The following is a 21481-nucleotide window of genomic DNA, read 5'->3' as shown; positions in this document are numbered from 1 at the left end:
CTACATAGCCCGCGAAATCCACCAAACCCTCATCGCAGACCTCGCCAACCTCACCCACACCCCTTGACATCAATAGGAGCATCTTTCGCGACGTCAGATGTCTCGAAAGTGGCTTTCGCGACACCCTCCGGCGCCCGGCCCCGTCGCGCGTCTCAGTGCACGTGCACCGCTTCCCACTCCGGGAACGGATCCGCTCCGGCCGCACCGACGGCCAGGCAGGACCGCAGTGAGTCCAGCAGAGCGTCCTCCTCCAGCCCCACGCCGATGAACACCAGCTCCTGCCGCGGCGCCTCCTCGACTCCCTGCGGCTCGAACCGGGCGACCGAACCCGCCTGCGACCACAGCCCGGTCACCCCGGGCCGCGACGCCAGCGAGAAGAACCCCTTCGACCGCAGGACCGTCCCGAACTCCCCGGAATCGAGCCGCCCGACGAAGTCCCACAGCCGCTCGGCGTCGAAAGCCATCGAGGCGCGGAAGACCACGCTGGAGATCCCGTACTCCTCCGTCTCCGGAACGTGATCGCCGTTCAGCTCCGCCACCCAGCCGGGTGCCTCCTGCGCACGCTCGACGTCGTAACGCCCGGTGCCGAGCACCCGGTCGAGCGGGATCCGGCCGTGTGTCGAGACGACGACGTCGGCGGCCGGGTTGAGCCGACGCAGCACCGCCGTCAGCCGTTCGAGCGAGGTGGCCGGGACCAGGTCGGCCTTGTTCAGCAGGAGGACGTCCGCGAACTCGATCTGGTCCATCAGCAGGTCGCTGACCGTCCGCTCGTCCCCGTCGTACTGGTCCAGCCCGCGTTCGGTCAGCGCGTCCCCGGCCGCCAGTTCCCGCTCGAAGTTCACCGCGTCGACCACGGTCACCATCGTGTCGAGCCGCGCGGCGTCCAGGAACGAGAACGTCGCCGCCACCGGCATCGGCTCGGAGATGCCGCTCGATTCGATGAGCAGGTAGTCGAACCGGCCGTCCTGACACAGCCGCGAGACCTCTTCCAGCAGGTCGTCGCGCAGGGTGCAGCAGATGCAGCCGTTGGTCATCTCGACCAGCCGTTCCTCGGTGCGGGACAGGCTGTTCCCGTCCCGCACCAGCGCGGCGTCGATGTTGACCTCGCTCATGTCGTTCACGATCACCGCCACCCGCAGCCCGTCGCGGTTGGCGAGCACGTGGTTGAGCACGGTCGTCTTGCCCGCCCCGAGGAATCCGGACAGCACCGTGACCGGCGTCGTCATTCCCCGGCCTGATGGAAGTGCTTCATCAGCTTGCGCGGCACGAGCTTCGTCTCACCGTTCACCTTGATCGGCACCAGATCCGGCACGGCCGCCTTCCACTGCGAACGCCGGGACCGGGTGTTGCTACGCGACATCTTCCGCTTCGGGACGGCCATTATTTCGACCCTCCGCGGCGTCCGTAGCGGCGGTGGAACTTCTCGACCTGGCCGGCGCTGTCCATGATCCGCTGGTTGCCGGTCCAGAACGGGTGCGACCACGAGCTGATCTCGACGTTCACCACCGGATAGGTGTTGCCGTCGCTCCATTCGATGGTCTGGTCCGACGTGGCGGTGGAGCGTGTCAGGAAGGCGTCCCCGGTGGAGAGGTCCTTGAACACCACCGGGTGGTAGTCGGGGTGGATTCCCGGTTTCACTGCGTTTCGTCCTTTCGGTTCGACGCGTTCACGTCGTGCTTCTCAGGGTCGGTTTCCGTGTCCTCGCACGGTTCTTCGTGCCACTCGCCGAACGGATCCGGGTAGCGGAGCCATTCCCGCTCGCCGGCCGCGAGTTCTTCCTCGGTCAGCAGCGCCCCGTTCAGTGCGGCTTCGATCTCGTCCGGGGTGGCCTGATCGGTGACGACGACCAGTTCCTGCGCGCGGTCGCCGAACAGCGGGTCCCAGCGCAGGGAGGCGAGCGTGCGGCGTTCGGGGGAGACGTCGGCCCAGTCCGGCCCGTCCGGGGCGGCGAGCCACGGCCCGGCGTGCCCGACGCCGAGACCGCCGCCCGCGGACTCGATCCACAGCGCCATGTCGGGCTGGCTCGCCACCCAGAGCCGTCCCCGGGTGCGGACGACGCCGTCGAGCAGGACGTCGATCGCGTCGTGGAGGCGTTCCGGGTGGAAGGGGCGCTGCGAGGTGAAGGTGAGCAGCCCGATGCCGCAGTCGGTGTGCAACGGCGGCTGGCCGCGCAGCAGCGGTCCGTGCATGTCGGTGACCTCGCCGCGCCGGGCGTCCGACGGGACGGCGTCGAGCACGGTCTTCCCGTCCACAGAGGACAGGTCGACGCGCGGGATCGACGGCGCGACACGGTCGAGGACGGCCGAAGCCTTCGCCGCGGACCACGCGTCGGTCGCCGCGCCGGCGAGTACGAGCAGGTCGGCGAACTCGACCTGCGACAGCGCGACCTGGGCGACGGTGCGTTCGTCCTCGGGGCTGGCCCGCAGGCTCCGTTCGGCCAGCGTGTCGTCTCCGGTGCTGTCGGCCAGCCAGGTCGCGCAGTCGACGACGGTCAGCACGGCCCGCAGGTCGACGTCCTCGATCACCGGCCGCTCGCCGACGAGGACGTTGTGCAGTGCCCAGCTGACCGGCTCGGGCTCCATGGCTTCGTCGAGCCTTACGACGATGCGCCGCACCTGCGGCATCTGCGAGAGCTTGCGCAGCAACGGCAACAGGTCCTCGCGCAACGTGCACGAGACACAGCCGTGCGCGAGTTCGAGGACGGTCAGCTGGTCGCGGTCGCCGAGCCGGATCCGCCGTCGGACCACTCCGGAGTGAATCTGCCTCAGGTCGTGATGCACGACGGCGGTGCCCGGCTCGGCGAGGCGCAGCCGCTCGGCGAGGTCGGCGTTCGGTCCCGGTGCGAGGCCACTGATCAGGACGAGGGGCACGCGGGGGTTGTCGGTCACTGAAGCTCCGGGGCGTCGAGGGCGTTCGGGTTCGGCTGTGTAGAGTAAATGAAAACGACAACCGATATCAACTCGGGAGGGTATATGTCCGCGGTGTGCCAGGTCACCGGCCGCAAACCGGGCTACGGGAAGCAGGTGTCGCACTCGCATCGGCGCACGTCCCGGCGCTGGGAGCCGAACCTGCAGGCCAAGCGGTACTTCGTGCCGAGCGAAGGACGCTGGGTCCGGCTGCGGGTCTCGGTGAAGGGCATGAAGACCATCGACAAGCGGGGGATCGAGGCCGTCGTGGCCGAGCTCCGCGCGAAAGGGGTGAAGCTCTGATGGCCAAGAGCACCGACATCCGGCCGATCATCAAGCTCCGCTCGACCGCAGGCACCGGCTACACCTACGTCACCAAGAAGAACCGCCGGAACGACCCGGACCGCATGGTGCTGCGCAAGTACGACCCGGTCGCGCGCAAGCACGTCGAGTTCAAGGAGGAGCGCTGATGGCCAAGAAGTCGAAGATCGCCAAGAACGAGCAGCGCAAGGTCATCGCCGCCCGCTATGTCGAACGGCGGCGCGAGCTGAAGGCCACCATCGCCTCGCCCTCCGCGTCGCCCGAGGAGAAGGCGGCGGCCGTGTCGGCCCTGCAGGCGATGCCGCGCGACGCCAGCGCGACCCGGATCCGCAATCGCGACACCGCCGACGGCCGCCCGCGTGGCTACCTGCGGAAGTTCGGGCTGTCGCGCGTCCGGATGCGGCAGATGGCGCACAACGGCGAACTGCCCGGCGTCACGAAGTCGAGCTGGTGAGCGCGATGGGCAAGGCGAACCGCGACCGTCCCTTCAAGCGCAAGACGAACCTGTTGCACGCCAACAAGATCACCCAGGTCGACTGGAAGGACGTCGATCTGCTGCGGAAGTTCATCTCCGACCGCGGCAAGATCCGCGCCCGCCGGGTCACCGGGCTGACGCCCCAGCAGCAGAAGCAGGTCGCCACGGCGATCAAGAACGCCCGTGAGATGGCGTTGCTGCCCTACCCCAACGCGGGGCGCTGACGCCACCGGTCCGGGCGGTGCGAGACGCCGCCCGGACCGCGGTTGCTGTGGAAGAATCGGCCCCATGACGGAGAACCCCGGACAGGCCGAGGAATTCGATCCCGAACTGCTGGAGTTGTGGGCCAAGGTGTTCGGCTTCGCCCGCTCTGGCGCGACGGCCGAGATCGCCGCGTACGTCGACGCCGGCATTTCGGCGAACCTGACCAACGACCGGGGCGACACACTGGTCATGCTCGCCGCCTACCACGGTCACGCCGAGACCGTAGCGGCGCTGATCGAACGCGGCGCCGACCCGAACCGCCAGAACGACCGGGGACAGAGCCCGCTAGCCGGCGCGGTGTTCAAGAACGAGCCCGAGGTCGTGAAGGCGCTCCTGAAGGGCGGCGCGGACGCCACGGCGGGGGAGCCTTCGGCGATCGACGCGGCCAGGATGTTCGGCAACACCGAGCTGCTGGCGCTGCTGGAGAGCTGAGGCGGTTCTCACTCGGATCGCGGTCCGGGGCGCTGAATCCTTACACTGCCCCGCATGGATGACCCGCATTACCTCTCCGGCCTCGACCTGGCCGGCCGTCGTGTCGTGATGATCGGTGGCGGGACGGTCGCCCAGCGCCGCCTGCCGCGGTTGATCAGCGCCGGCGCGCGGGTCGAACTGGTCTCGCCGCACACCACACCGTCGGTGAGCGCCATGGCCGACGCAGGCGAGATCGTCTGGCACGAGCGCCGCTACGCCGAGGGCGACCTCGCCGACGCCTGGTACGCGCTGGCGTGCACGAACGATCCCGAGGTCAACGCCGCCGTCTGTGCCGAAGCCGAACGCGCGCGGGTGTTCTGTGTCCGAGCCGACGACGGGGACCTCGGCAGCGCGGTCACCCCGGCCTCGGGCAGGCACGGCGGGCTGCTGGTCGGCGTGCTCTCCGGTGGCGAGCCGCTGCGGTCGGCCACCGTCCGGGACAGCATCCTCGACGGACTGCGCGCCGGTACCGTCGCCGACGGCCGCGTCCCGGACGCGCACGACGAGCTTCCCGGTGTCGCCCTCGTGGGCGGCGGCCCCGGTGACCCGGAACTGATCACCGTCCGCGGGCGCCGTCTCCTCGCCAGGGCAGACGTCGTCGTCGCCGACCGGCTGGCCCCCCGCGAACTGCTCGACGAACTGTCGCCCCACGTGGAGATCGTCGACGCCGCGAAGATCCCGTACGGCCGCGCCGCCAGCCAGGAAGTGATCAACTCCACGCTGATCGAGCGGGCCAAGGCGGGCAAATTCGTCGTGCGGCTCAAGGGTGGCGACCCGTACCTGTTCGGCCGCGGCTTCGAAGAAGTCCTCGCCTGTGCCGAAGCGGGTATCCCGGTGACGATGGTCCCCGGCATCACGAGCGCGTTCTCCGTCCCCGCCGCGGCGGACGTCCCGGTGACGCACCGCGGCGTCGCCCACGAGGTCGTGGTGGTGTCCGGCCACGTCGCACCGGACGACGAGAAGTCGCTGGTGGACTGGGATCTGCTGGCGAAGATGCGCGGCACGATCGTGTTGATGATGGGTGTCGAGCGGCTCCCGCTGTTCGCGAAGGCGCTCCAGTCCGGGCGGCCTGGCGACACACCGGTGGCGATCGTCGAGGACGGCACCATGCGCACGCAGCGGGTTCTCCGCTCCACTTTGGACAAGGTGGTCGAAGACGCCGCCACGGCCGGGGTGCGGCCGCCCGCGGTGATCGTCTTCGGCCCGGTGGCGGGGCTCGCTCAGCCCTCGTAGCCGGGGTCCGAGACGTAGAACCAGTCGGTCCCGTCGTCGCCGGGGGAGTCGAGATGCTCCGCCCGGACGAGGCCTGCTCGCAGCGCGACCCGCTGCGAGGCCACGTTCTCCGGCCGGACACGGGCGATCACGAGGTCGTCCGGCCGGTGGACGCGGGCCCAGCCCACCGCTGCGGTGGCGGCCTCACTGGCGTATCCGGCACCCCAGGACGAGGGAAAGAAGCGATAGAAGAGGTTCAGCACCGGGCGCCGCCGGAAGCCGACGATCTTCACCCCGCAGAACCCCAGCGGTTCGGCCGAGTCGTGCCGCCGGACCGTCCAGTATCCGAAGCCGTACCGGTTCCACTGGTGTGACCAGCGGAGCAGCAGCAACTCCGCCTCCTTGCGCGTGTCCACCAGGTCCGAAGGGTTGTGCGCGCAGGCCTCCGGATCGGTATGGAGGGCGAAGATCGCGTCGAGGTCTTCGGGGCCCGGCCGTCGCAGGATCAGCCGCCCGGTCCGCAGTTCTTCGGCGCCCGCGTCCCGGGTCGGGGCCGGTTCAACGGTCATGGCAGCGCGCGGAGAAGTCCGCGATGGCTTCGGTCAGACGGGTCGGGTCGAAGCGCAACTCGACCGGGCTGCGGGCCTGGACGAACTCGGCCGCCGGCATGTCCGCGGCCAGCGTGTCGGCGTCGCCGAAGGGGTGGATCGGGTCGCGCTCGTGCCCGATGACCAGCGCCGGGGTCTCGATCTTCCGCCGGATGGACTTGGGCGGCGCGATCCGGCCGAAGAGCACGCCGTGCAGGAGCGCGGCCATCGGCGCGGGCTGCTGGGACAGCGTGTCGGTGACGACGTCGACCCATTGGTTGCCATGCGGCACGAGCCTGGCCGCCAGCGCCACTCCCTGCACGGTCACCGGCAGGAACCGGGCGGCCATCAGCAGCGGCGCGAACGTGATCAGCCCCGCGACGATCGCGTTGTCCAGCACCGGCATCTCGACGACCAGGCCCAGCGCGCGCTCGGGGGCGGCGACACCCACTTCGAGCGCGACGTTGGCGCCCAGGGACGTCCCCCCGATGACGGCGGCGTCGATCTCCAGGTGGTCGAGCAGCGCGACGGTCTGCTCCGCGAACGCGGGCATCGAGTACAGCCACGAGTCGGTGGGCCGGTCCGAGTCGCCGTGCCCGAGCAGGTCGAGGGTCACCGCGCGGAAACCGGCCCGCGCCAGCCTGCGGGCGAGCGGGGCGTGCATCCGCCTCGTCAGCATGATGCCGTGGGTGAGGACGACCACCCGGTCGCCGGAGCCGAACTCGGTGTAGGCGAGCCGGTGACCCTCATGGGTGAAGGATCCCGACAGCTCGATCGGCCGGGAGGATCGTTCGCGCCCGCGCGCGGTGCTCGGAGCGGGCAGGTCGGCGACCGCGGTGGCGCTGCTGGCCGGGCTCATCTCCCACCGTCCTTCGTCGATCGTCGGGTACTCACCGGTAGTACTCGTCGGTATTAGGAAAGCATCTCCGGGGCGGCCAGGCACAGTGGCCGTTGGCAGCCTGTCAATCACATGAGTCAAGATGACCTCATGACCGCTACAGCTGACAGTCTTCCCGATCTCGTTTCGCTCAAGGTGGAGATCGACGGGCACGTCGCCGAAGTGACGCTGCTCGGTCCGTCCAAGGGCAACGCGATGGGCCCCGATTTCTGGCGAGAGCTGCCGATCGTCTTCCGCGCGCTGGACGCGGATCCGCAGGTCAGGGCGGTCGTGCTGACCGGGAGCGGCAAGCACTTCTCCTACGGGCTCGACCTGCCCGCCATGATGCCGAGCTGGGGCGAAATGCTCGGCGGCGACGCCCTCGCGGGCCCGCGGACGAAGTTCCTCGACGAGGTCAAGACCCTCCAGGCGAGCGTGTCCTCGATCGCGGAATGCCGCAAACCGGTCATCGCGGCCATTTCCGGCTGGTGCATCGGCGGGGGCGTCGACGTGATCGCGGCCGCGGACATCCGCCTGGCGAGCGCCGACGCGAAGTTCAGCGTGCGCGAGGTCAAGGTCGCGATCGTGGCCGACCTCGGCAGCCTGCAGCGGCTCGCCCCGATCATCGGCGAGGGGCACCTGCGCGAGCTGGCCCTGACCGGCAAGGACATCGACGCCGCCCGCGCGGAGAAGATCGGCCTGGTCAACGACGTGTACGCGGATCAGGACACCCTGCTGGCCGAAGCCCGCAAGCTGGCGGCGGAGATCGCCACGAACCCGCCGCTGGTCGTGCAGGGCACGAAGAACGTGCTTTCGGCCAACACGGAGCGCCAGGTCGCGGACGGCCTGCGCTACGTGTCGGCCTGGAACGCGGCGTTCCTGCCCAGCAAGGACCTCGGCGAGGCCGTGCAGGCGTTCCTCGAGCGCCGCGCGCCCGAGTTCAAGGGAGAGTAGAAAGAACCGGCTGCCCTACCAGCGGACCAGGAGGACGATCGTGAGCGCTTCGGAGGCATACCGCACGTTCCGCGAGGCACGGGACTATCTGCAGGCCCATCGCGAGGACTACGAAACCGCCTATCGGGACTTCACCTGGCCCCGGCTCGCCGAGTTCAACTGGGCACTCGACTGGTTCGACGTCGTCGCGGCCGACCCGGCCAACCAGGACCGGTACGCGTTGTGGATCGTCGAAGAGGACGGCATCGAGAATCGCTGGACCTATCCGGAGATGGCGCGGAGGTCCAACCAGGTCGCGAACTGGCTGCGCTCACTCGGCGTGGCCAGGGGCGACCGGCTGATCCTGATGCTCGGCAACCAGGGCGAGCTGTGGCAGACGATCCTCGCCGCGATCAAACTGGGCGCCGTCATCATCCCGGCCTCGACCCTGCTCGGCCCGGCGGACCTCACCGACCGGGTCGAGCGGGGCGCGGCGAAACACGTCGTGATCCGGTCCGTCGACGCGCACAAGTTCGAGAACGTCGAAGGCGACTACACCCGCATCGCCGTCGGTGAGCCGGTCGAGGGCTGGCGGTCCTTTGTGGACGCCTACGAGGAACCGGACACGTTCACGCCCGACGGCCCGACGGCGGCGGAAGACCCGCTCCTGCTGTACTTCACCTCGGGGACCACCGCGAAGCCGAAACTCGTGCAGCACACGCAGGTCTCGTACCCGGTCGGTCATCTGTCCACAATGTACTGGATCGGGCTCGAACCGGGCGACGTCCACCTCAACATCTCCTCGCCGGGCTGGGCGAAACACGCGTGGAGCAACGTGTTCGCGCCGTGGAACGCCGAGGCGACGGTGTTCCTCTACAACTACGCGCGGTTCGACGCGGTGTCCCTGATGGCGCAGATGGACCGGTGCGGTATCACCAGTTTCTGCGCCCCGCCGACGGTGTGGCGGATGCTCATCCAAGCGGATCTGACCGTGCTGAAGACGCCTCCGCGCAAGGTGGTCGGCGCGGGTGAACCGCTCAACCCCGAAGTGATCGACCAGGTCGAAAAGGCTTGGGGCGTCACGATTCGCGACGGCTTCGGGCAGACGGAGAGCAGCGTCCAGATCGCCAACACGCCCGGGCAGGACGTCCTGCCGGGGTCGATGGGCCGCCCGTTGCCTGGCTTCACCGTGGCGCTCGTGGACCCCGTCACCGGTGAACGCGCGCAGGAGGGCGAGATCTGCCTTGACCTCGACAACCGACCCGTCGGGTTGATGGCTGGCTACGCGGACGACGAGGAGCGTTCCGCCGTGGCCTTCGCGAACGGCTTCTACCACACCGGGGACGTCGGCTCGATCGACGAACGCGGCTACATCACCTACGTGGGCCGCACGGACGACGTCTTCAAGGCCTCGGACTACCGGATCTCGCCGTTCGAACTGGAAAGTGTCCTGCTCGAACACGAAGCGGTCGCCGAAGCGGCCGTCGTCCCCGCGCCCGACCCGATCCGGCTCGCGGTGCCGAAGGCGTATGTCGTCCTGACGAACGGGCATCAACCGACGGCCGACACCGCGGTGTCCATCCTGGCCTTCTGTCGTGAACATTTGGCTCCGTACAAGCGAATCCGGCGGCTGGAGTTCACCGAACTGCCGAAGACGATCTCCGGCAAGATCCGGCGCGTCGAGCTGCGCGGCCGGGAGAACGACGCCGACGGGCGGCCGGCGGGGGAGTTCCGCGAGGAGGACTTCCCGCAGCTGAAGGGCTGACGGCCCGGCCTCGAACTCCGAACTCGCGTGATCGGAGCCGTAACTCGCGTGTTTGAACCCGTAACTCGCCCAGCCGGTGAGTTACGCCTCCGATCACGCGAGTTACGGCTCCGGACACGCGTGACGGACCGGTCCGTGTGGGTCGAACGACCCACAGCGCGGTAACCGGAACCGCGTTAGCATCCTCGGCAGTGAATCGTTGACAACCCGTGGGGGTCACGGGTCTCACCTTCCCTGCTTGAAAGGTGTTCCTGTCATGCGCATTCGTTTCCTCCTGCCGATGCTCGCCCTGGTGGCCGGGCTCGGTACCGCGGTGGCCGCTCCAGCCGCCGCCGATCCTGGCCCGGTGACGGCGGGCGAAGTGTCCGTCGCCGACGCCTGTTACTCCTGGGGACGCACGTTGTCCCAGGGCGCGTCCGGTGAGGACGTCCGGCAACTGCAGATCCGCGTCGCCGGTTACCCCGGTTACGGGGGCGTGCTCGCCATCGACGGCCAGTTCGGCGCGGGCACCAAAGCCGCGGTCACCCGCTTCCAGCAGGCATACGGGCTGGCCGCGGACGGCATCGCCGGATCGGCCACGTTCAGCAAGCTCTACGCGTTGCAGGACGACGACTGCACGCCGGTCAACTTCACCTACGCCGAACTGAACCGGTGCAACTCCGACTGGTCGGGCGGCAACGTCTCACCCGCGACGGCGAAGGCCAACGCGCTGGTCTCGATGTGGAAGCTGCAGGCGATGCGGCACGCCATGGGCGACCGGCCGATCGACGTCAACGGTGGTTTCCGCAGCGTCGCCTGCAACAACGCCGTCGGCGGGGCGACCAACAGCCGTCACCTCTACGGTGACGCGGTCGACCTCGGCGCGGGCTCGCAGGGCTTCTGCGGGCTGGCCAGGCAGGCCCGCAACCACGGGTTCAACGAGATCCTCGGCCCGGGCTACCCCGGCCACAACGATCACACGCACGTGGCACACCGGTCCACCCGGTTCTGGTCGGCGTCCTCCTGCGGGATCTGACCTCGTCATTCCCAGCGCCACAGCGACGGCGGCCGTCCTCCCTTGGGGAGGGCGGCCGCGTGTTCGGTGGTGCGCCGCAGACCGGGGACCCGCTCCATGGTCCGGCCGAGATTGGCCGGATAGGGGCGGTCCCCGGTCAACGCTTCGGTGACATCCAGTGCCTGCGCCGTCGTGAAGATCGGCCCCAGCAGACCGGCGGTGAAGGCGACGTCCCGCCACAGCCGTTCGGCCAGCATCGGACGGCAGTCCGCCACGATCCGGTCGTGGTCGAACGCCAGCGGCGGGACCTCGTCGAGCGGCGCCCACACCGCGTTCCCCGGTTCGTCGAACGCGGGACTCATCGTGGCCCACAAGGCGATGGAGAGCGTGGGACCGCGGGGATCACGGTTCGGCTCGTCGAAGGTGGCGAGCTGTCCCGTCGCCGAAAGCGCGCCGGACGGCAGGCCGAGTTTGCCTGCCACCGCCCGGTGCGCCGCCTCCCTCAACCGCTCGCCGAGCCCGAGCAGCACGCCAGGCAGGGCGAGTTCCCCTTCGAACGGCTCGGCGGCTCGCGGCGCGATTCCCAGCAGCACATTCCTGGTGCCGGGCGCGAACCGCACCACGAGCACGTCAACGGACACCGGCGTCGACTCGATCACGCGTTGATTGTCGACCTTGCCTCCGTGACCCGGTAACCGGCCCTGTCCGGGCCGTACCCGGTGACGGCCACCGGCAGCCGCTCGGCGAACCACGCCAGCGGATCCGGCAGGTCGACGGCGGGGGAGCCGTCACGGGGCACGACCTTCAGTCCGGTCGCGTCGAGGTGGGTCACCGCGAGCGCGTCCACCCCGTCGCAGGCCGCGATCGCGTAGTCGAGCAGGGCCGCGTCGAGATGACCGGCCCGCCACGCGCCCTGGAATTCGCCGGTTTCGTTGTGCGCCTCCGGAAAGCGGGCGAGCACGGCGGCGGATTCGGTCGGCAGCGGTCCCGCGCCATGCCGGGTGAGGTACGTCCGCGTGACACCGAGGACGGTGTGCGGGCGCTCGCCCAGCAGGGCGCGGGCGTTGTGCGGTGTGGTGGTGGACCAGGTCGTATGCGGATGGAATCCGTGGTGCTGGTCGAGGAGAGCCCCCTGCGCTCCCTCGAACACCAGCCGCCCGGAATCCGCCAGCCGCCCCGTTTCGTCCCCGTCGGTGATCCGCACGGCGTCCGCGAAGTCGCGGTACAGCGCCACCAGTTCGTCCACGCCGTGCGGTGGCGTGGCGAGCGGGGCGTAGAACCGCGCGAGCGCGTCCAGCTTGCGCCGCAAGACCGACGGCCGGGCACAGTCGGCGACCGTGGGCGCTTCCCCCGGCGTCCCGATCACCTCCTGGCTTTCCACCACCTCGCCCGGCACGGCGCCGGGCAAGAGCGAGTACCAGACGGTCTCGCCGATGCCCTTCCCGCACGAGCCGTGCCGGTTCGCGCCCCGTGCCTCCTCCCTCGCCCGGTTGGCGTGGATGTGGAACGGCGTCGTGAGCAGAGCCCGGCCGTCCACGCTCAGCAGCGAGAGCGGATTCCGGACGCCCGCCCCTTCGAGCCGGCGCGCTTCCGCGGCCAGCGCGAACGGCTCGACCAGCACGAACCGCGACAGATGGGTGGGCACGCCGGCGAACGTGCCCGCCCCGAACTGGCTGAACGTGTGGTGCCGCCCGTCCACGACGACGTTGTGCGCGGCCTGCGCGCCCCCGTTGAAGCGGACCACGGCGGTGGTGGGCCGGGCGGCGCAGAGCGCGTCGACCACCGCGCCCTTGCCTTCGTCGCCGAAGCCGAGCCCGACCACCACCACGTGTCCGTCCAGGAGACTCATCGCAACACCACGTCGCTCGGCCCGTCGGCCTCGGGCACCGCCGACGTGACGACCGCTTTGGCGCCCAGCTTCGCCAGCGCCTTGCCGACCGCCTTGCTTTCGGCGACCGAGCCGACGTCCGCGAGATCGGCGAGCGCCCGGTCGACGTCGACGACCCGCTCTTCCAGTCCGATGGTGGCCGCGATCAGTTCGCACACCGCGCCGGGATCGTCGAGCTTCAGGAAGTTCTGGCCGAGCAGATCGCTCCAGTGCTCGCCGATCTGCGGGTCGTTGTAGTACGAAGACTGGTTCGGCAGCACGAAGAAGACGTGCCACTTGCGGGCCAGCTCCCGGTACACCGAGGCCGGGTCGATGTCCTCCCGCACGTCATCCCCGATCACGCGGCGGATGTGGCGCGCCTCCAGCGCGGGCTTGTTCAGCTCGTCACCGATGATGAACAGATAGCCCTTGCGGCCGCGGTTCTGCCACGCGTCGGTCACGACGTGCCGGGCCATGAAGTAGGCGGCCAGTTCGTAGGACTCGCTCTTCTGCCCGCCGCCTCCGCCTTCGAGGAAGATCGTGCGCAGCTGCTCGTCCATCCGGTTGTCCGATTCGAACTGCCCGACCTGCAAGGGCACCCGGTCGCTGTCGGCGTCGCCGATCGCGCCGAACATGACCTGCGGGTCGGCCAGGTAGCCCCGGCGCTTCAGCAGGCCGTGCAGTTTGCCGAGTTTGCCCTGCATGACCCGCGGCACGCGGCGCATCGAGCCGGTGACGTCGAACAGCACCGCGATCGGCGTCGAATCGGCGTGGTCGGCCGAATCCCGGCATTCCCGGATGACGTTCAGCGGGTCGAGCGCCGGCGCCACCTTCCAGTCTTTCGCGGGCTTGGAGCGCAGATCGGCGGTGTAGCCGAAGTCGTCCTCGCCCTTGGCCCGCCGGAAAGTCTTCGCGGCGGCGTAGGCGTTGTCGTCCCAGTGTCCGTGTCCCATGGTCAGGCTCCTGTCTCGGGGATGGTGAAGGGTCGGAAGGTGCGAGGTCCGTACAAGTCGTCGAGCAGCGCGTCGTACTCGTCGAGCAGATCGGCGGCGTCGGGTCGTTGTGCCGGGGCCTCCTGTGTGCACCAGTTCGCGAACTCGCGTTGGCGGGTTTCGTCGGGTGCCAGGAGTTCCAGCATCATGCGGTGGAGCATGTGGACGTCGGTGGCCCCGGTCACCGGTAGTCCTTTGTGGACTTCCGGCGGGTATTGGACGGACTTGTCCGCCGCAAGCGGGAGCACACCGTCCTCGACGGCGAAGGACCAGCCGACGACGACGATGCCGTGCTGTCCCGGATGGACGAGCACGTTGTCCGCGGTGAGGTGGCCGTGGACGACACCCGCCCGGTGCGCGCCCGCCACGGCACGCAGGAGGCGGCGGTGCATCCACGCGTAGTCGCGGCCGTCGAGCCCGCCGGGGAAGGCTTTCCCGATATCGGCGAGGGTGACGAAACCGTCGACGAGCGGATCGAGGACGCTGAACGCTCGGTCGCCCCTGGCCACCGGACCCGAGGTGTCCAGCAGTCGCGGGTAATAGGGGCGCAGCCAGCGGTGCCGTTCGGTGAAACCGTCGAGCGTGCGCAGCGCCGCCCACTCGGCGTGGATCAGCGGGTTGAGCGCCGGGTCGCGGACGAGTTTCACCAGATACGGCCCGGTGGTCCGGTACGTCGTCGCGACGCTGCCCACCGCGTGCGGTGCGGTGAGGGTGTACGCCGACGTCGCCGTGGTGACCGTCTGGCGTCGGGAGCGTTTCCAGTCGTCGTGAAGGCGGTTGAGGGTGGCGGCGGCCCGGTGGACGCGCTCGTCGCCGGGGTTGCGGTCGGGGTGGAGCACGGCCGCCAGTTCGCGGTAGCGATGGCGGGCGAACAGAGCGGCCGCGTCGACCGTGTTCTCGATCATCGTCACGGCGTCTTCCCTGGTGAGCATAGTTTGAGTCTAGACGACTCTTACCTAGGGATGCAAGGGGGTGGGTACAAATCCCGTGCCGCGCGGTGGCTTCGGTCCATAAGCTGGCCGAGCCGGACAGGGGGTGTTGGTGGTCTTCCGCGAAGCGGATCGGAAAGACGGGCAGCGAACGAGCGCGATGATCATCGCGCTCGTGATCGGGATCGTCTGGGGGTCCGTCGCGGCCTTCGCCGGACGATGGATCGTCGAAGGGCTGGCCGGCACTTACGACGTGCGCGCGGTGATCTCGGAGCGGAACTCCACGATCAGTGAAGGACAGCACGGCCCGCGTACCAGCTACGACGTCCTGGCGATCACCGAAGACGGCCGCACGATCGAAGTGCCGACACGAGACACGTTCGGCCTCGCCGATCCGGTGGTCGCCCGGCTTTCGTCGGTGACGGACCGGGTTTTGTCCGTGCGCGGGGCCACCGACGTCGTGGAAGCCCACCATCCGTGGGAGAAGATCGCGGCGATGTCCCTCGGCTCGGCCATCCTGGTGCTCGCGGCCATCGTGCTGGTCAAAGTGGCGAGAAGGGGGATCGCGCGGAAGGCGCCGCCATTCCTCGCCGGGCTGGCCTTCGCCGCGTTCGTCGTGCTGACGCCGGTCGGGTTCGGCGAGACGGCCTACGGTGAGGCGGCCGACCCGGTCCCGAATTTCTGGGAACTCCGTCGCGACTTATGGGGGCCGCCGCCGGTGTTCGCCCGTGGACAGACCGCCGTCACCGGAGAGGCGGCCGTGCGTGTGCTCGACAGCAGACCCGCACCGCCGGAGGGAGCCGAGGCGTGGTTGAGCGGATTCCACGTCCTCACCTTGAGGATCGAGGCTTCTCGCTTCGGCGACACGGCGTTGGAGCTGTCGGCCGACGAACACGGTGAGCCGGAACGCGTCAAGGACTGCGCGGGCGCTCCCGGTGCTTTCGACGGCACCACGGGTCTCGTCTGCTTCGTGGTCCCGCCCGGATACCGGCCCCAGTACCTCCTCGTCGGCAAACTCGAGCGGGAAGTCCTGCTGAAGCTCCAGTGATCGACGAAAGGACTCCAGTGTCGGAAAGAGCGCGGAAATCGGGAGTTCTTTCCTCGGTGCTCTCGGCCTTCATCCCCTTTCTGCTGATCTTCGGTATCGTCTGGGCCTTCCTCGGTTCCGACATCGGTGAATTGAGCACCGGCGCGGACGTCACGGTCACCGAGGTCTCGGGATGCACTTCGGAAGGTTCCGCGGTGAACGGCCAAACCCCTTACTGCTCCGGGAAATGGCGCTTCGCCGACGGCCGTACCGGAGGCGGCCGGATCCTGGGTGAGGAGATCTCGCCGGGTGACACGGTTTTCGTCGGTGACGGATTCGCCTATCGGTCGAGATCGCCCTTGATCTGGAAGATCTCGGCGGGCGGCGCGCTGGGTCTCTTTCTCGTCGGCATCGTGATAGTGGGTGTCGTCCTGTACCGGCTGGACGTGGGCAAGCGGCGCCGCGAGGGTCATCGAGAGTAAGGCAAAGGCGGCGTGTTTCGCAGGAGCGACCGGTGGTGGGGTGATGGTTCCCTTCACTGCGTCTGATGCGGTGAAAGGAGCCTTCGGCCCAGGTCATGCGCGGGTCGTGAGTGACTACTGGCTTCTCTGATCGCGGGACCGCGGTCCGTGAAGGCCTCCTTGAGGGACTCTGGGTCCCTCAAGGAGGCCTTCACTACCTTCAGGGTCGCTGCTCTCGTCCCAGGTACACCAGTAGGCACAGCGGCCGCGCGTGAAGGACCCTTCCCTTGGCTGAGCCGACGAAACTCGACCTTCATGTACTTCAGGCGGGCACGGCCGCCGAGGCACGGCGGGTTCTCGGGACAGAAATTCGAGGCCCGCACCTTGTACGGCGCCGACCGACGCTCAGGAGCGGGTCGCTTCGATCTGCCGCTCGTCTTCGGTCGAGCAACTCGTCACCGGATCGTTCGGCCCGCTCCCGCAGGTCCAAGCCCCGACCACCACGGGGCCGGGCCCCTGCGGTGACGCCGCCTCGGCCGGCGTCAGCTTGGCGAAGTACTCCGTAAGCACCTGCGTCGCTTCGGCGCACTCGGCCTTCCCGCGCACGACGACCTTGTTCTTCGCGCCCTGGAACCCGGTGATCTCACCACAGGGCGTGCCGGCCAGGACCTGGTCGGCCGTGGGGGAGGGCGGCGCGGCCGCGGGAGCGGGATCGGCGCCGCAACCGCTCAGCAGGACGACGGCGAACGCGGCGGGGAGCACGGCGAGGCTCTTCATGGGCCCTTCTTCTCGAGGATGGTTCATTCGACGGGGACGACGGCGGCGAACACGTTCTGTTCGCCCTTGCTGCAACTGGTGCCGCCTTGCGCGGCGGGAGCGCCGGAGACGCACAGCCAGCCGTCCACGGTCTCGCTGACCGGTTCGTCCGAGCCCGCGGACTGCCGTCCGGCGATCCTCTGGTGGAACGAGCCGACGATCCCGGTCGCGTCCGCGCACGAGACCCCGGGGCCGTTGAGTACCTGGAGGGTCAGCCCGCTGGCCGCGGTGACCGTGCCGCACGAACCCTGAACCGGTTCAGCGGATTTCGGCGGTGAAGCGGAAACCGGGGCGGTGGACGGGCTCGGCGCGGTCTGCGACGGGATCGGCGGCACCGACACGCTGGACACCGCTGTGGGGACCGAGGGCGGCGAGACCGACATCGAGGTGACAGGCGGTGGCGGATCTTCGCCCGAACAGGCGGCGAGCGTTCCGGTGACGGCGCAGGCCGCGAACAGGCGCCGCCACGTTCCCGTGGTGGTCGAGACGGGCAAGGCGATCCTTTCGTCGGCCGGTCGTGGCCGGCCCATTCTGACCCGGCCGGGCCCGATGCCGTGGTATTGAGCCACGTTCGATTCGCGGGAGGCTATCGCGCCCGCGGCGCCGCGGTACGCGAGGACCGCTCATTGACTGTCCATTGTGGACGATTAACATGCCGTTCACAGCGCGACAACATCCTGCTGTCGTCGCGAACCGATCGGACGAATCCACGCCGGATCCGTTAACGCGCGGACCCGTTCTGCCGAAAACACAGGTAGCGCTCCGGCGTGTCCCAGTCCCCGTCACGAAACCGTGAGAGTGATGAAGACCGACGAACAGACCGACCCCGCGTCACCCCAGGCCACCGCACCGGCGAGCGCGGAGCTGCCACCGACGGCACCGTGCACCGTCGTCTGGTGTGGTGGCCGCCCGTACGTCCTCGAGATCTCCGCCGGCCACAACCGCTGGATGGGCACCGACCATCGAGGCAGGCCCGTGGCGCTGACCAGCGCGGACCTGCAACGCCGCGGCTGGACCCACACCCGGGCCAGCTGACGGGGGAGGACCTGCCGCCGCTGGATAGGCTGAGCGGGTGAGTACGCCCCCCGAACCGAGCGTGACCAGCGAAGAGCCTTCACTGCTGCGGCAGGCCCTGAACGTTCCCAACATGCTTTCGATCCTCCGGCTCGCCGGAGTGCCGGTCTTCCTGTGGCTGCTCCTCGGCCCGAAGGAGGACGGCTGGGCGCTCGCGCTGCTCGTGTTCAGCGCGCTCACCGACTGGCTCGACGGCAAACTCGCCCGCTGGCTCAACCAGATGTCCCGGCTCGGCCAGCTGCTCGACCCCGCCGCCGACCGGCTCTACATCCTCGCGACCCTCATCGCCTTCCTGATCCGCGACATCATCCCCTGGTGGCTGGTGGTCCCGCTGGTCGTCCGCGAAGCCGTCCTCGGTGTCTGCGTGCTGCTGCTGCGGCACCGCGGGTTCGCCCCTCCGGAGGTCACCTACATCGGCAAGGGCGCCACCTTCGTGCTGATGTACGCCTTCCCCTTCCTGCTGCTCACCCAGGGCGGTTCCGACATCGCCGCGATCGCCAGGCCGATCGGGTACGCCTTCACGGCGTGGGGTGCGGTCCTGTACGTCTATTCGGGCGTCCTGTACATCGTCCAGACCGCACGGGCGCTACGACCGGCCGAACCCGCCGAGTTGCGGGAGGCGCCGGGCGCGTGACCCGGCGGGATGCGAAACTGCGCGCGTCGGTTTCGAGCGAGGGCATGAGAAAGGGGAGCGGCGTTGTCCACTCCAGAAGAACTGCGGTACACCGAGGAACACGAGTGGGTCTCCGTGCGCGATGGAGGGCTCGTGCGCGTGGGCATCACGGAGTACGCCCAGGACCAGCTCGGTGACGTGGTGTTCGTCGAACTGCCCGAGGTCGGCAAGCAGGTCGGTTCGGGCGACGCGTTCGGCGAGGTCGAGTCGACCAAGAGCGTTTCGGAACTGTTCGCCCCGCTCGACGGCGAGGTGGTCGCGGTCAACGACGCGGTGACCGAGTCACCCGAGCTGATCAACAGCGACCCCTACGGCGAGGGCTGGCTGATCGAGCTCCGGCTCGACGACGCGAGCTCGGTGGAATCCCTGCTGGAGGCCGAGGCGTACCAGGCCCTGATCAAGGAATAGCCGCAGGCCGCGGCCCTTCGGGAAGAGTAGGGGGAGCCGCGGGCCGGAGATTCGATCAGGCACGGTACGTTTGACCTCCACACGTTCTTGAGTAGTGGCAACACACATGCGTTAGGAGAGCTCAGGTGAGCACGAACGACGGGCCCGGCGTTCCCCCGGAGCAGTCTCCGGAGCGGACTTCTGTCTTCCGGGCCGACTTCCTGGCCGACGTCGAAGGCACTGAGGCTCCTCCGGCTGCCGAGGCCCCCGTCCAGGGTGTGGACGCGCTGCCCGCGGGTTCCGCGCTGCTGGTCGTCAAACGGGGCCCGAACGCGGGTTCGCGCTTCCTGCTGGACCGCGACACCACCAGCGCGGGACGGCACCCGGACAGCGACATCTTCCTCGACGACGTCACGGTCTCCCGGCGGCACGCGGAGTTCCGCCGTGAGGGTGGCGAGTTCGTCGTCATCGACGTCGGCAGCCTCAACGGCACCTACGTCAACCGCGAGCCGGTCGACCAGGCCGTCCTCGCCGGTGGCGACGAGGTGCAGATCGGCAAGTTCCGCCTGGTCTTCCTGACCGGCCCGGGTCACGGGGGCCAGGGGGCACGGTGACGGCGGCCGGGCGGCCTGATCGGGATGCGTCGCAGCGCGATGGGTTGAGCATCGGGGCCGTGCTGGCACAGCTGCGCGGCGACTTTCCCGATGTCACCATCTCCAAGATCCGGTTCCTCGAGGCGGAGGGTCTGGTCCAGCCGGGCCGGACCCCGTCGGGGTACCGGCAGTTCGCTCCGGCGGACGTGGAGCGGTTGCGGTTCGTCCTGTCCGCCCAGCGGGATCACTACCTCCCGCTGAAGGTCATCAAGGAACAGCTGGACGCGGCGGATCAGGGCGCCGCGCCCTCGGCGGCGATGCCGCGGCTGCCGCGGAAACTCGTGTCACTCGACGCCCCCGGGGAGAACGGCGGACTGCCGTCCCCGGGGGACTTTGAGACCGACCGCGAGATCAGGCTGACCGAGGAAGATCTGCTCCGCCAGGCCGGAATCGACGCCGCCACCCTGGCTGAGCTGCGGCAATACGGTCTCGTCCGTCCAGGTGCGGCGGGGTTCTTCGACCCGGACGCGGTCCTCGTGGCGAAGACCGTGAAGGCGATGACCGAATTCGGTATAGAGCCGAGACATCTGCGTGCCTTCCGGGCCGCGGCGGACCGCGAGGTCGGCCTGCTGGAGCAGATCGTGACCCCGGTGTATCGGCATCGTGACGAGGACGCCCAGGCGAGGGGCGACGAGGTCGTCCGGGAGCTGGCCGCCTTGACCGTGGCGTTGCACACGCTCTTGGTGAAGGCCGGAATACGGGCTGTCACAGGCGGTTGAACGGCTTCGGGGACAGGGAGCCGTTGTGCGGCCACTTGTCAATGCCTGAATGTTCGGCACCCTATGCCGTACCGTGAGAGTTGGGTTTGCCACGGGCGAACCGAGAATGTCGGAGACAGCGAGCACAGCGCTCGGAAGACGGGTAGCGTCGGGACTACCGTCGCTTGGTCGTCGAGACAAGCGTTGCAGCCCGTGCGCACGAGAGGGAGGCGAAGCCCGATGAGCGAGATGCGCGTCGTCGGCGTGCGGGTGGAGCTACCCGCGAATCAGCCGATCTTGTTGCTGCGGGAAACCGAAGGCGAGCGTTACCTGCCGATCTGGATCGGCTCGGTCGAGGCCACCGCCATCGCCTTGGAGCAGCAGGGAGTCCGCCCGGCCCGTCCGCTCACCCATGACCTGCTCAAGGAGGTCATCGGAGCGTTGGGCCGTGAGCTGGAACAGGTCGTCATCACCGATCTGAAGGAAGGCACGTTCTTCGCGGAACTGGTCTTCGACGGGGACATCCGGGTTTCGGCGCGACCGAGCGATTCGGTGGCGCTGGCGCTGCGGGTGGGGGTGCCCATCCACGCCGTGGACGCGGTGCTGGAGGAAGCGGGCCTCATCATCCCCGACGAGCAGGAGGACGAGGTCGAGAAGTTCCGCGAGTTCCTCGACTCGGTCTCGCCGGAGGACTTCCGCGGCGCGGACACCTGAGCACATCCTGGGATTTCGCACGGAGGGGCGGCGCCGGTGGCGCCGCCCCTTCGTCGTACGTGGCGATTACAGGCGGTCGTGAGTGGCTGATTCGGGCGCACGAACGGCGAACTCGCGTGATTGGACGGACGACACGCGGCGGAGCCCGGGCCGCGATCGTGTCGTCCTTCCAATCACGCGTGTCGTCCACCGGATCACGCGTGTCGTCCGATCGGTCACGAGACCCGACCCACTCGGTACCGGTGACCCTTTAGCTCACTCGGCGAGGTTCTGCTGGGTGGCTGGGCTTGGCCGGGGGTTGGGGCAACCAAAATAGCCACCGTGGTTGTTGCGCACCTGGGGTTGGCGAACGGGTCCCCCGCGCACGGCGCGGGGGGGGGGTCCA

Annotated in this window: 29 protein-coding genes; 17 read left to right on the top strand and 12 right to left on the bottom strand. The window is 69.0% G+C overall.

The genetic code is table 11. The features are described from left to right. Positions 1-152 precede the first annotated feature (152 nt). Genes ACFVM3_RS38135 through mrf form a run of 4 tightly spaced genes read right to left on the bottom strand, consistent with a single transcriptional unit; the run spans position 153 to position 2888 of the window. Positions 153-1226: a GTP-binding protein gene (locus ACFVM3_RS38135; protein ID WP_378444701.1), complete on the bottom strand. Its 1074-nt coding sequence runs from the start codon at positions 1224-1226 to the stop codon at positions 153-155. Next, on the bottom strand, positions 1223-1381 hold the full coding sequence (rpmF, locus tag ACFVM3_RS38130) for a 50S ribosomal protein L32 (RefSeq protein ID WP_378444700.1): 159 nt from the start codon (positions 1379-1381) through the stop codon (positions 1223-1225). Before rpmF ends, ACFVM3_RS38135 begins: the two co-directional genes overlap by 4 nt. Continuing rightward, positions 1381-1638 (bottom strand): type B 50S ribosomal protein L31, encoded by a 258-nt coding sequence (locus ACFVM3_RS38125; RefSeq protein ID WP_007032638.1) that lies wholly within the window; start codon positions 1636-1638, stop codon positions 1381-1383. Before ACFVM3_RS38125 ends, rpmF begins: the two co-directional genes overlap by 1 nt. Then, on the bottom strand, positions 1635-2888 hold the full coding sequence (mrf, locus tag ACFVM3_RS38120) for a ribosome hibernation factor-recruiting GTPase MRF (RefSeq protein ID WP_378444699.1): 1254 nt from the start codon (positions 2886-2888) through the stop codon (positions 1635-1637). Before mrf ends, ACFVM3_RS38125 begins: the two co-directional genes overlap by 4 nt. 84 nt (positions 2889-2972) lie before the next feature. Between mrf and rpmB the strand changes: the two genes are divergently transcribed. The 6 genes from rpmB to cobA all read left to right on the top strand — a co-directional run bounded on the left by rpmB (position 2973) and on the right by cobA (position 5670). Continuing rightward, on the top strand, positions 2973-3209 hold the full coding sequence (gene rpmB / locus ACFVM3_RS38115) for a 50S ribosomal protein L28 (RefSeq protein WP_005149951.1): 237 nt from the start codon (positions 2973-2975) through the stop codon (positions 3207-3209). Then, positions 3209-3376 carry a 50S ribosomal protein L33 gene (gene rpmG, locus ACFVM3_RS38110; protein WP_005149953.1) on the top strand — a complete coding sequence of 56 codons (168 nt, stop codon included), beginning with the start codon at positions 3209-3211 and terminating at the stop codon, positions 3374-3376. Before rpmB ends, rpmG begins: the two co-directional genes overlap by 1 nt. Then, entirely contained in the window at positions 3376-3681 is a 306-nt protein-coding gene (gene rpsN / locus ACFVM3_RS38105; protein ID WP_034306410.1) for a 30S ribosomal protein S14, read from the top strand. The genes rpmG and rpsN overlap by 1 nt, the downstream gene beginning before the upstream one ends. Then, positions 3678-3926, top strand: a complete 249-nt coding sequence (gene rpsR / locus ACFVM3_RS38100) for a 30S ribosomal protein S18 (RefSeq protein WP_125678319.1) — start codon at positions 3678-3680, stop codon at positions 3924-3926. Before rpsN ends, rpsR begins: the two co-directional genes overlap by 4 nt. 64 nt (positions 3927-3990) lie before the next feature. Beyond that, positions 3991-4398: an ankyrin repeat domain-containing protein gene (locus ACFVM3_RS38095; protein ID WP_126732083.1), complete on the top strand. Its 408-nt coding sequence runs from the start codon at positions 3991-3993 to the stop codon at positions 4396-4398. Positions 4399-4452: 54 nt separating this feature from the next. Continuing rightward, the gene (cobA, locus tag ACFVM3_RS38090; RefSeq protein ID WP_378444698.1) at positions 4453-5670 is read left to right on the top strand and encodes a uroporphyrinogen-III C-methyltransferase; all 1218 of its coding nucleotides are present in this window, start codon (positions 4453-4455) and stop codon (positions 5668-5670) included. Here the strand turns inward: cobA and ACFVM3_RS38085 are convergent. Then, the gene (locus ACFVM3_RS38085; RefSeq protein ID WP_378444697.1) at positions 5658-6218 is read right to left on the bottom strand and encodes a GNAT family N-acetyltransferase; all 561 of its coding nucleotides are present in this window, start codon (positions 6216-6218) and stop codon (positions 5658-5660) included. The two genes, cobA and ACFVM3_RS38085, sit on opposite strands and share 13 nt — an antisense overlap. Next, the gene (locus ACFVM3_RS38080) at positions 6208-7095 is read right to left on the bottom strand and encodes an alpha/beta fold hydrolase (RefSeq protein ID WP_378444696.1); all 888 of its coding nucleotides are present in this window, start codon (positions 7093-7095) and stop codon (positions 6208-6210) included. Before ACFVM3_RS38080 ends, ACFVM3_RS38085 begins: the two co-directional genes overlap by 11 nt. Positions 7096-7224: 129 nt before the next feature. Between ACFVM3_RS38080 and ACFVM3_RS38075 the strand changes: the two genes are divergently transcribed. The 3 genes from ACFVM3_RS38075 (at position 7225) to ACFVM3_RS38065 (ending at position 10826) form a co-directional block, all read left to right on the top strand. Beyond that, on the top strand, positions 7225-8067 hold the full coding sequence (locus ACFVM3_RS38075; protein WP_378444695.1) for a crotonase/enoyl-CoA hydratase family protein: 843 nt from the start codon (positions 7225-7227) through the stop codon (positions 8065-8067). 40 nt (positions 8068-8107) lie between these two features. Beyond that, positions 8108-9811 carry an AMP-binding protein gene (locus ACFVM3_RS38070; protein WP_378444694.1) on the top strand — a complete coding sequence of 568 codons (1704 nt, stop codon included), beginning with the start codon at positions 8108-8110 and terminating at the stop codon, positions 9809-9811. A gap of 256 nt (positions 9812-10067) precedes the next feature. Then, complete coding sequence (locus tag ACFVM3_RS38065) at positions 10068-10826, top strand: D-Ala-D-Ala carboxypeptidase family metallohydrolase (protein WP_378444693.1); 759 nt, start codon at positions 10068-10070, stop codon at positions 10824-10826. 5 nt (positions 10827-10831) lie between these two features. On the opposite strand, the gene ACFVM3_RS38060 is transcribed toward ACFVM3_RS38065, so the two are convergent. The 4 genes from ACFVM3_RS38060 to ACFVM3_RS38045 are packed head-to-tail and all read right to left on the bottom strand — an operon-like array spanning position 10832 to position 14596. Beyond that, positions 10832-11464 carry an NUDIX domain-containing protein gene (locus ACFVM3_RS38060; protein WP_378444692.1) on the bottom strand — a complete coding sequence of 211 codons (633 nt, stop codon included), beginning with the start codon at positions 11462-11464 and terminating at the stop codon, positions 10832-10834. Continuing rightward, a complete protein-coding gene (locus ACFVM3_RS38055) occupies positions 11461-12654 on the bottom strand; it encodes an adenylosuccinate synthetase (protein ID WP_378444691.1) in 1194 nt (397 codons plus the stop codon). The genes ACFVM3_RS38060 and ACFVM3_RS38055 overlap by 4 nt, the downstream gene beginning before the upstream one ends. Further along, positions 12651-13625, bottom strand: a complete 975-nt coding sequence (locus ACFVM3_RS38050; protein ID WP_378444690.1) for a hypothetical protein — start codon at positions 13623-13625, stop codon at positions 12651-12653. Before ACFVM3_RS38050 ends, ACFVM3_RS38055 begins: the two co-directional genes overlap by 4 nt. Before the next feature lie 2 nt (positions 13626-13627). Next, complete coding sequence (locus tag ACFVM3_RS38045; protein ID WP_378444689.1) at positions 13628-14596, bottom strand: adenylate cyclase; 969 nt, start codon at positions 14594-14596, stop codon at positions 13628-13630. A 157-nt stretch (positions 14597-14753) separates the two neighbouring features. Between ACFVM3_RS38045 and ACFVM3_RS38040 the strand changes: the two genes are divergently transcribed. Both ACFVM3_RS38040 and ACFVM3_RS38035 read left to right on the top strand, forming a co-directional pair. Next, positions 14754-15641: a hypothetical protein gene (locus tag ACFVM3_RS38040; protein ID WP_378444688.1), complete on the top strand. Its 888-nt coding sequence runs from the start codon at positions 14754-14756 to the stop codon at positions 15639-15641. 56 nt (positions 15642-15697) lie between these two features. Next, positions 15698-16102 carry a hypothetical protein gene (locus tag ACFVM3_RS38035; protein WP_378444687.1) on the top strand — a complete coding sequence of 135 codons (405 nt, stop codon included), beginning with the start codon at positions 15698-15700 and terminating at the stop codon, positions 16100-16102. 384 nt (positions 16103-16486) lie between these two features. Here ACFVM3_RS38035 and ACFVM3_RS38030 read toward each other — a convergent pair whose 3' ends face one another. Next, positions 16487-16858 (bottom strand): hypothetical protein, encoded by a 372-nt coding sequence (locus ACFVM3_RS38030; protein WP_378444686.1) that lies wholly within the window; start codon positions 16856-16858, stop codon positions 16487-16489. Between the two features lie 23 nt (positions 16859-16881). Then, positions 16882-17391: a hypothetical protein gene (locus ACFVM3_RS38025; protein ID WP_378444685.1), complete on the bottom strand. Its 510-nt coding sequence runs from the start codon at positions 17389-17391 to the stop codon at positions 16882-16884. A gap of 307 nt (positions 17392-17698) precedes the next feature. Here ACFVM3_RS38025 and ACFVM3_RS38020 point away from each other — a divergent pair, with 307 nt between their 5' ends. The 6 genes from ACFVM3_RS38020 to ACFVM3_RS37995 all read left to right on the top strand — a co-directional run bounded on the left by ACFVM3_RS38020 (position 17699) and on the right by ACFVM3_RS37995 (position 21096). After that, on the top strand, positions 17699-17932 hold the full coding sequence (locus ACFVM3_RS38020) for a hypothetical protein (protein ID WP_378444684.1): 234 nt from the start codon (positions 17699-17701) through the stop codon (positions 17930-17932). Between the two features lie 37 nt (positions 17933-17969). Continuing rightward, the gene (locus ACFVM3_RS38015) at positions 17970-18605 is read left to right on the top strand and encodes a CDP-alcohol phosphatidyltransferase family protein (protein WP_378444683.1); all 636 of its coding nucleotides are present in this window, start codon (positions 17970-17972) and stop codon (positions 18603-18605) included. 63 nt (positions 18606-18668) lie between these two features. Continuing rightward, positions 18669-19052, top strand: coding sequence for a glycine cleavage system protein GcvH (gene gcvH, locus ACFVM3_RS38010; RefSeq protein ID WP_005150021.1), 384 nt, complete (start codon positions 18669-18671; stop codon positions 19050-19052). Positions 19053-19177: 125 nt separating this feature from the next. Then, positions 19178-19645: a glycogen accumulation regulator GarA gene (gene garA / locus ACFVM3_RS38005; protein WP_005150023.1), complete on the top strand. Its 468-nt coding sequence runs from the start codon at positions 19178-19180 to the stop codon at positions 19643-19645. Beyond that, positions 19642-20403: a MerR family transcriptional regulator gene (locus ACFVM3_RS38000; protein WP_340682158.1), complete on the top strand. Its 762-nt coding sequence runs from the start codon at positions 19642-19644 to the stop codon at positions 20401-20403. The genes garA and ACFVM3_RS38000 overlap by 4 nt, the downstream gene beginning before the upstream one ends. 219 nt (positions 20404-20622) lie before the next feature. After that, positions 20623-21096 carry a bifunctional nuclease family protein gene (locus ACFVM3_RS37995; protein ID WP_005150031.1) on the top strand — a complete coding sequence of 158 codons (474 nt, stop codon included), beginning with the start codon at positions 20623-20625 and terminating at the stop codon, positions 21094-21096. Positions 21097-21481 lie beyond the last annotated feature (385 nt).

The sequence above is a fragment of the Amycolatopsis sp. NPDC057786 genome (genome assembly GCF_042797905.1).
Taxonomy (GTDB): Bacteria; Actinomycetota; Actinomycetes; order Mycobacteriales; family Pseudonocardiaceae; genus Amycolatopsis.
The sequence above is the reverse complement of the archived record's forward strand: the minus strand, read 5'-3'. Positions and strand labels throughout refer to the sequence as shown.

Excerpts from the sequence above, each read along its gene's own strand:
- ACFVM3_RS38135 (WP_378444701.1), bottom strand. The coding sequence starts at position 1,226 with ATGACGACGCCGGTCACGGTGCTGTCCGGATTCCTCGGGGCGGGCAAG.
- rpmF (WP_378444700.1), bottom strand. The coding sequence starts at position 1,381 with ATGGCCGTCCCGAAGCGGAAGATGTCGCGTAGCAACACCCGGTCCCGG.
- rpmB (WP_005149951.1), top strand. The coding sequence starts at position 2,973 with ATGTCCGCGGTGTGCCAGGTCACCGGCCGCAAACCGGGCTACGGGAAG.
- rpmG (WP_005149953.1), top strand. The coding sequence starts at position 3,209 with ATGGCCAAGAGCACCGACATCCGGCCGATCATCAAGCTCCGCTCGACC.
- rpsN (WP_034306410.1), top strand. The coding sequence starts at position 3,376 with ATGGCCAAGAAGTCGAAGATCGCCAAGAACGAGCAGCGCAAGGTCATC.
- ACFVM3_RS38095 (WP_126732083.1), top strand. The coding sequence starts at position 3,991 with ATGACGGAGAACCCCGGACAGGCCGAGGAATTCGATCCCGAACTGCTG.
- cobA (WP_378444698.1), top strand. The coding sequence starts at position 4,453 with ATGGATGACCCGCATTACCTCTCCGGCCTCGACCTGGCCGGCCGTCGT.
- ACFVM3_RS38085 (WP_378444697.1), bottom strand. The coding sequence starts at position 6,218 with ATGACCGTTGAACCGGCCCCGACCCGGGACGCGGGCGCCGAAGAACTG.
- ACFVM3_RS38080 (WP_378444696.1), bottom strand. The coding sequence starts at position 7,095 with ATGAGCCCGGCCAGCAGCGCCACCGCGGTCGCCGACCTGCCCGCTCCG.
- ACFVM3_RS38075 (WP_378444695.1), top strand. The coding sequence starts at position 7,225 with ATGACCGCTACAGCTGACAGTCTTCCCGATCTCGTTTCGCTCAAGGTG.
- ACFVM3_RS38065 (WP_378444693.1), top strand. The coding sequence starts at position 10,068 with ATGCGCATTCGTTTCCTCCTGCCGATGCTCGCCCTGGTGGCCGGGCTC.
- ACFVM3_RS38055 (WP_378444691.1), bottom strand. The coding sequence starts at position 12,654 with ATGAGTCTCCTGGACGGACACGTGGTGGTGGTCGGGCTCGGCTTCGGC.
- ACFVM3_RS38050 (WP_378444690.1), bottom strand. The coding sequence starts at position 13,625 with ATGGGACACGGACACTGGGACGACAACGCCTACGCCGCCGCGAAGACT.
- ACFVM3_RS38045 (WP_378444689.1), bottom strand. The coding sequence starts at position 14,596 with ATGCTCACCAGGGAAGACGCCGTGACGATGATCGAGAACACGGTCGAC.
- ACFVM3_RS38040 (WP_378444688.1), top strand. The coding sequence starts at position 14,754 with ATGATCATCGCGCTCGTGATCGGGATCGTCTGGGGGTCCGTCGCGGCC.
- ACFVM3_RS38030 (WP_378444686.1), bottom strand. The coding sequence starts at position 16,858 with ATGAAGAGCCTCGCCGTGCTCCCCGCCGCGTTCGCCGTCGTCCTGCTG.
- ACFVM3_RS38020 (WP_378444684.1), top strand. The coding sequence starts at position 17,699 with ATGAAGACCGACGAACAGACCGACCCCGCGTCACCCCAGGCCACCGCA.
- ACFVM3_RS37995 (WP_005150031.1), top strand. The coding sequence starts at position 20,623 with ATGAGCGAGATGCGCGTCGTCGGCGTGCGGGTGGAGCTACCCGCGAAT.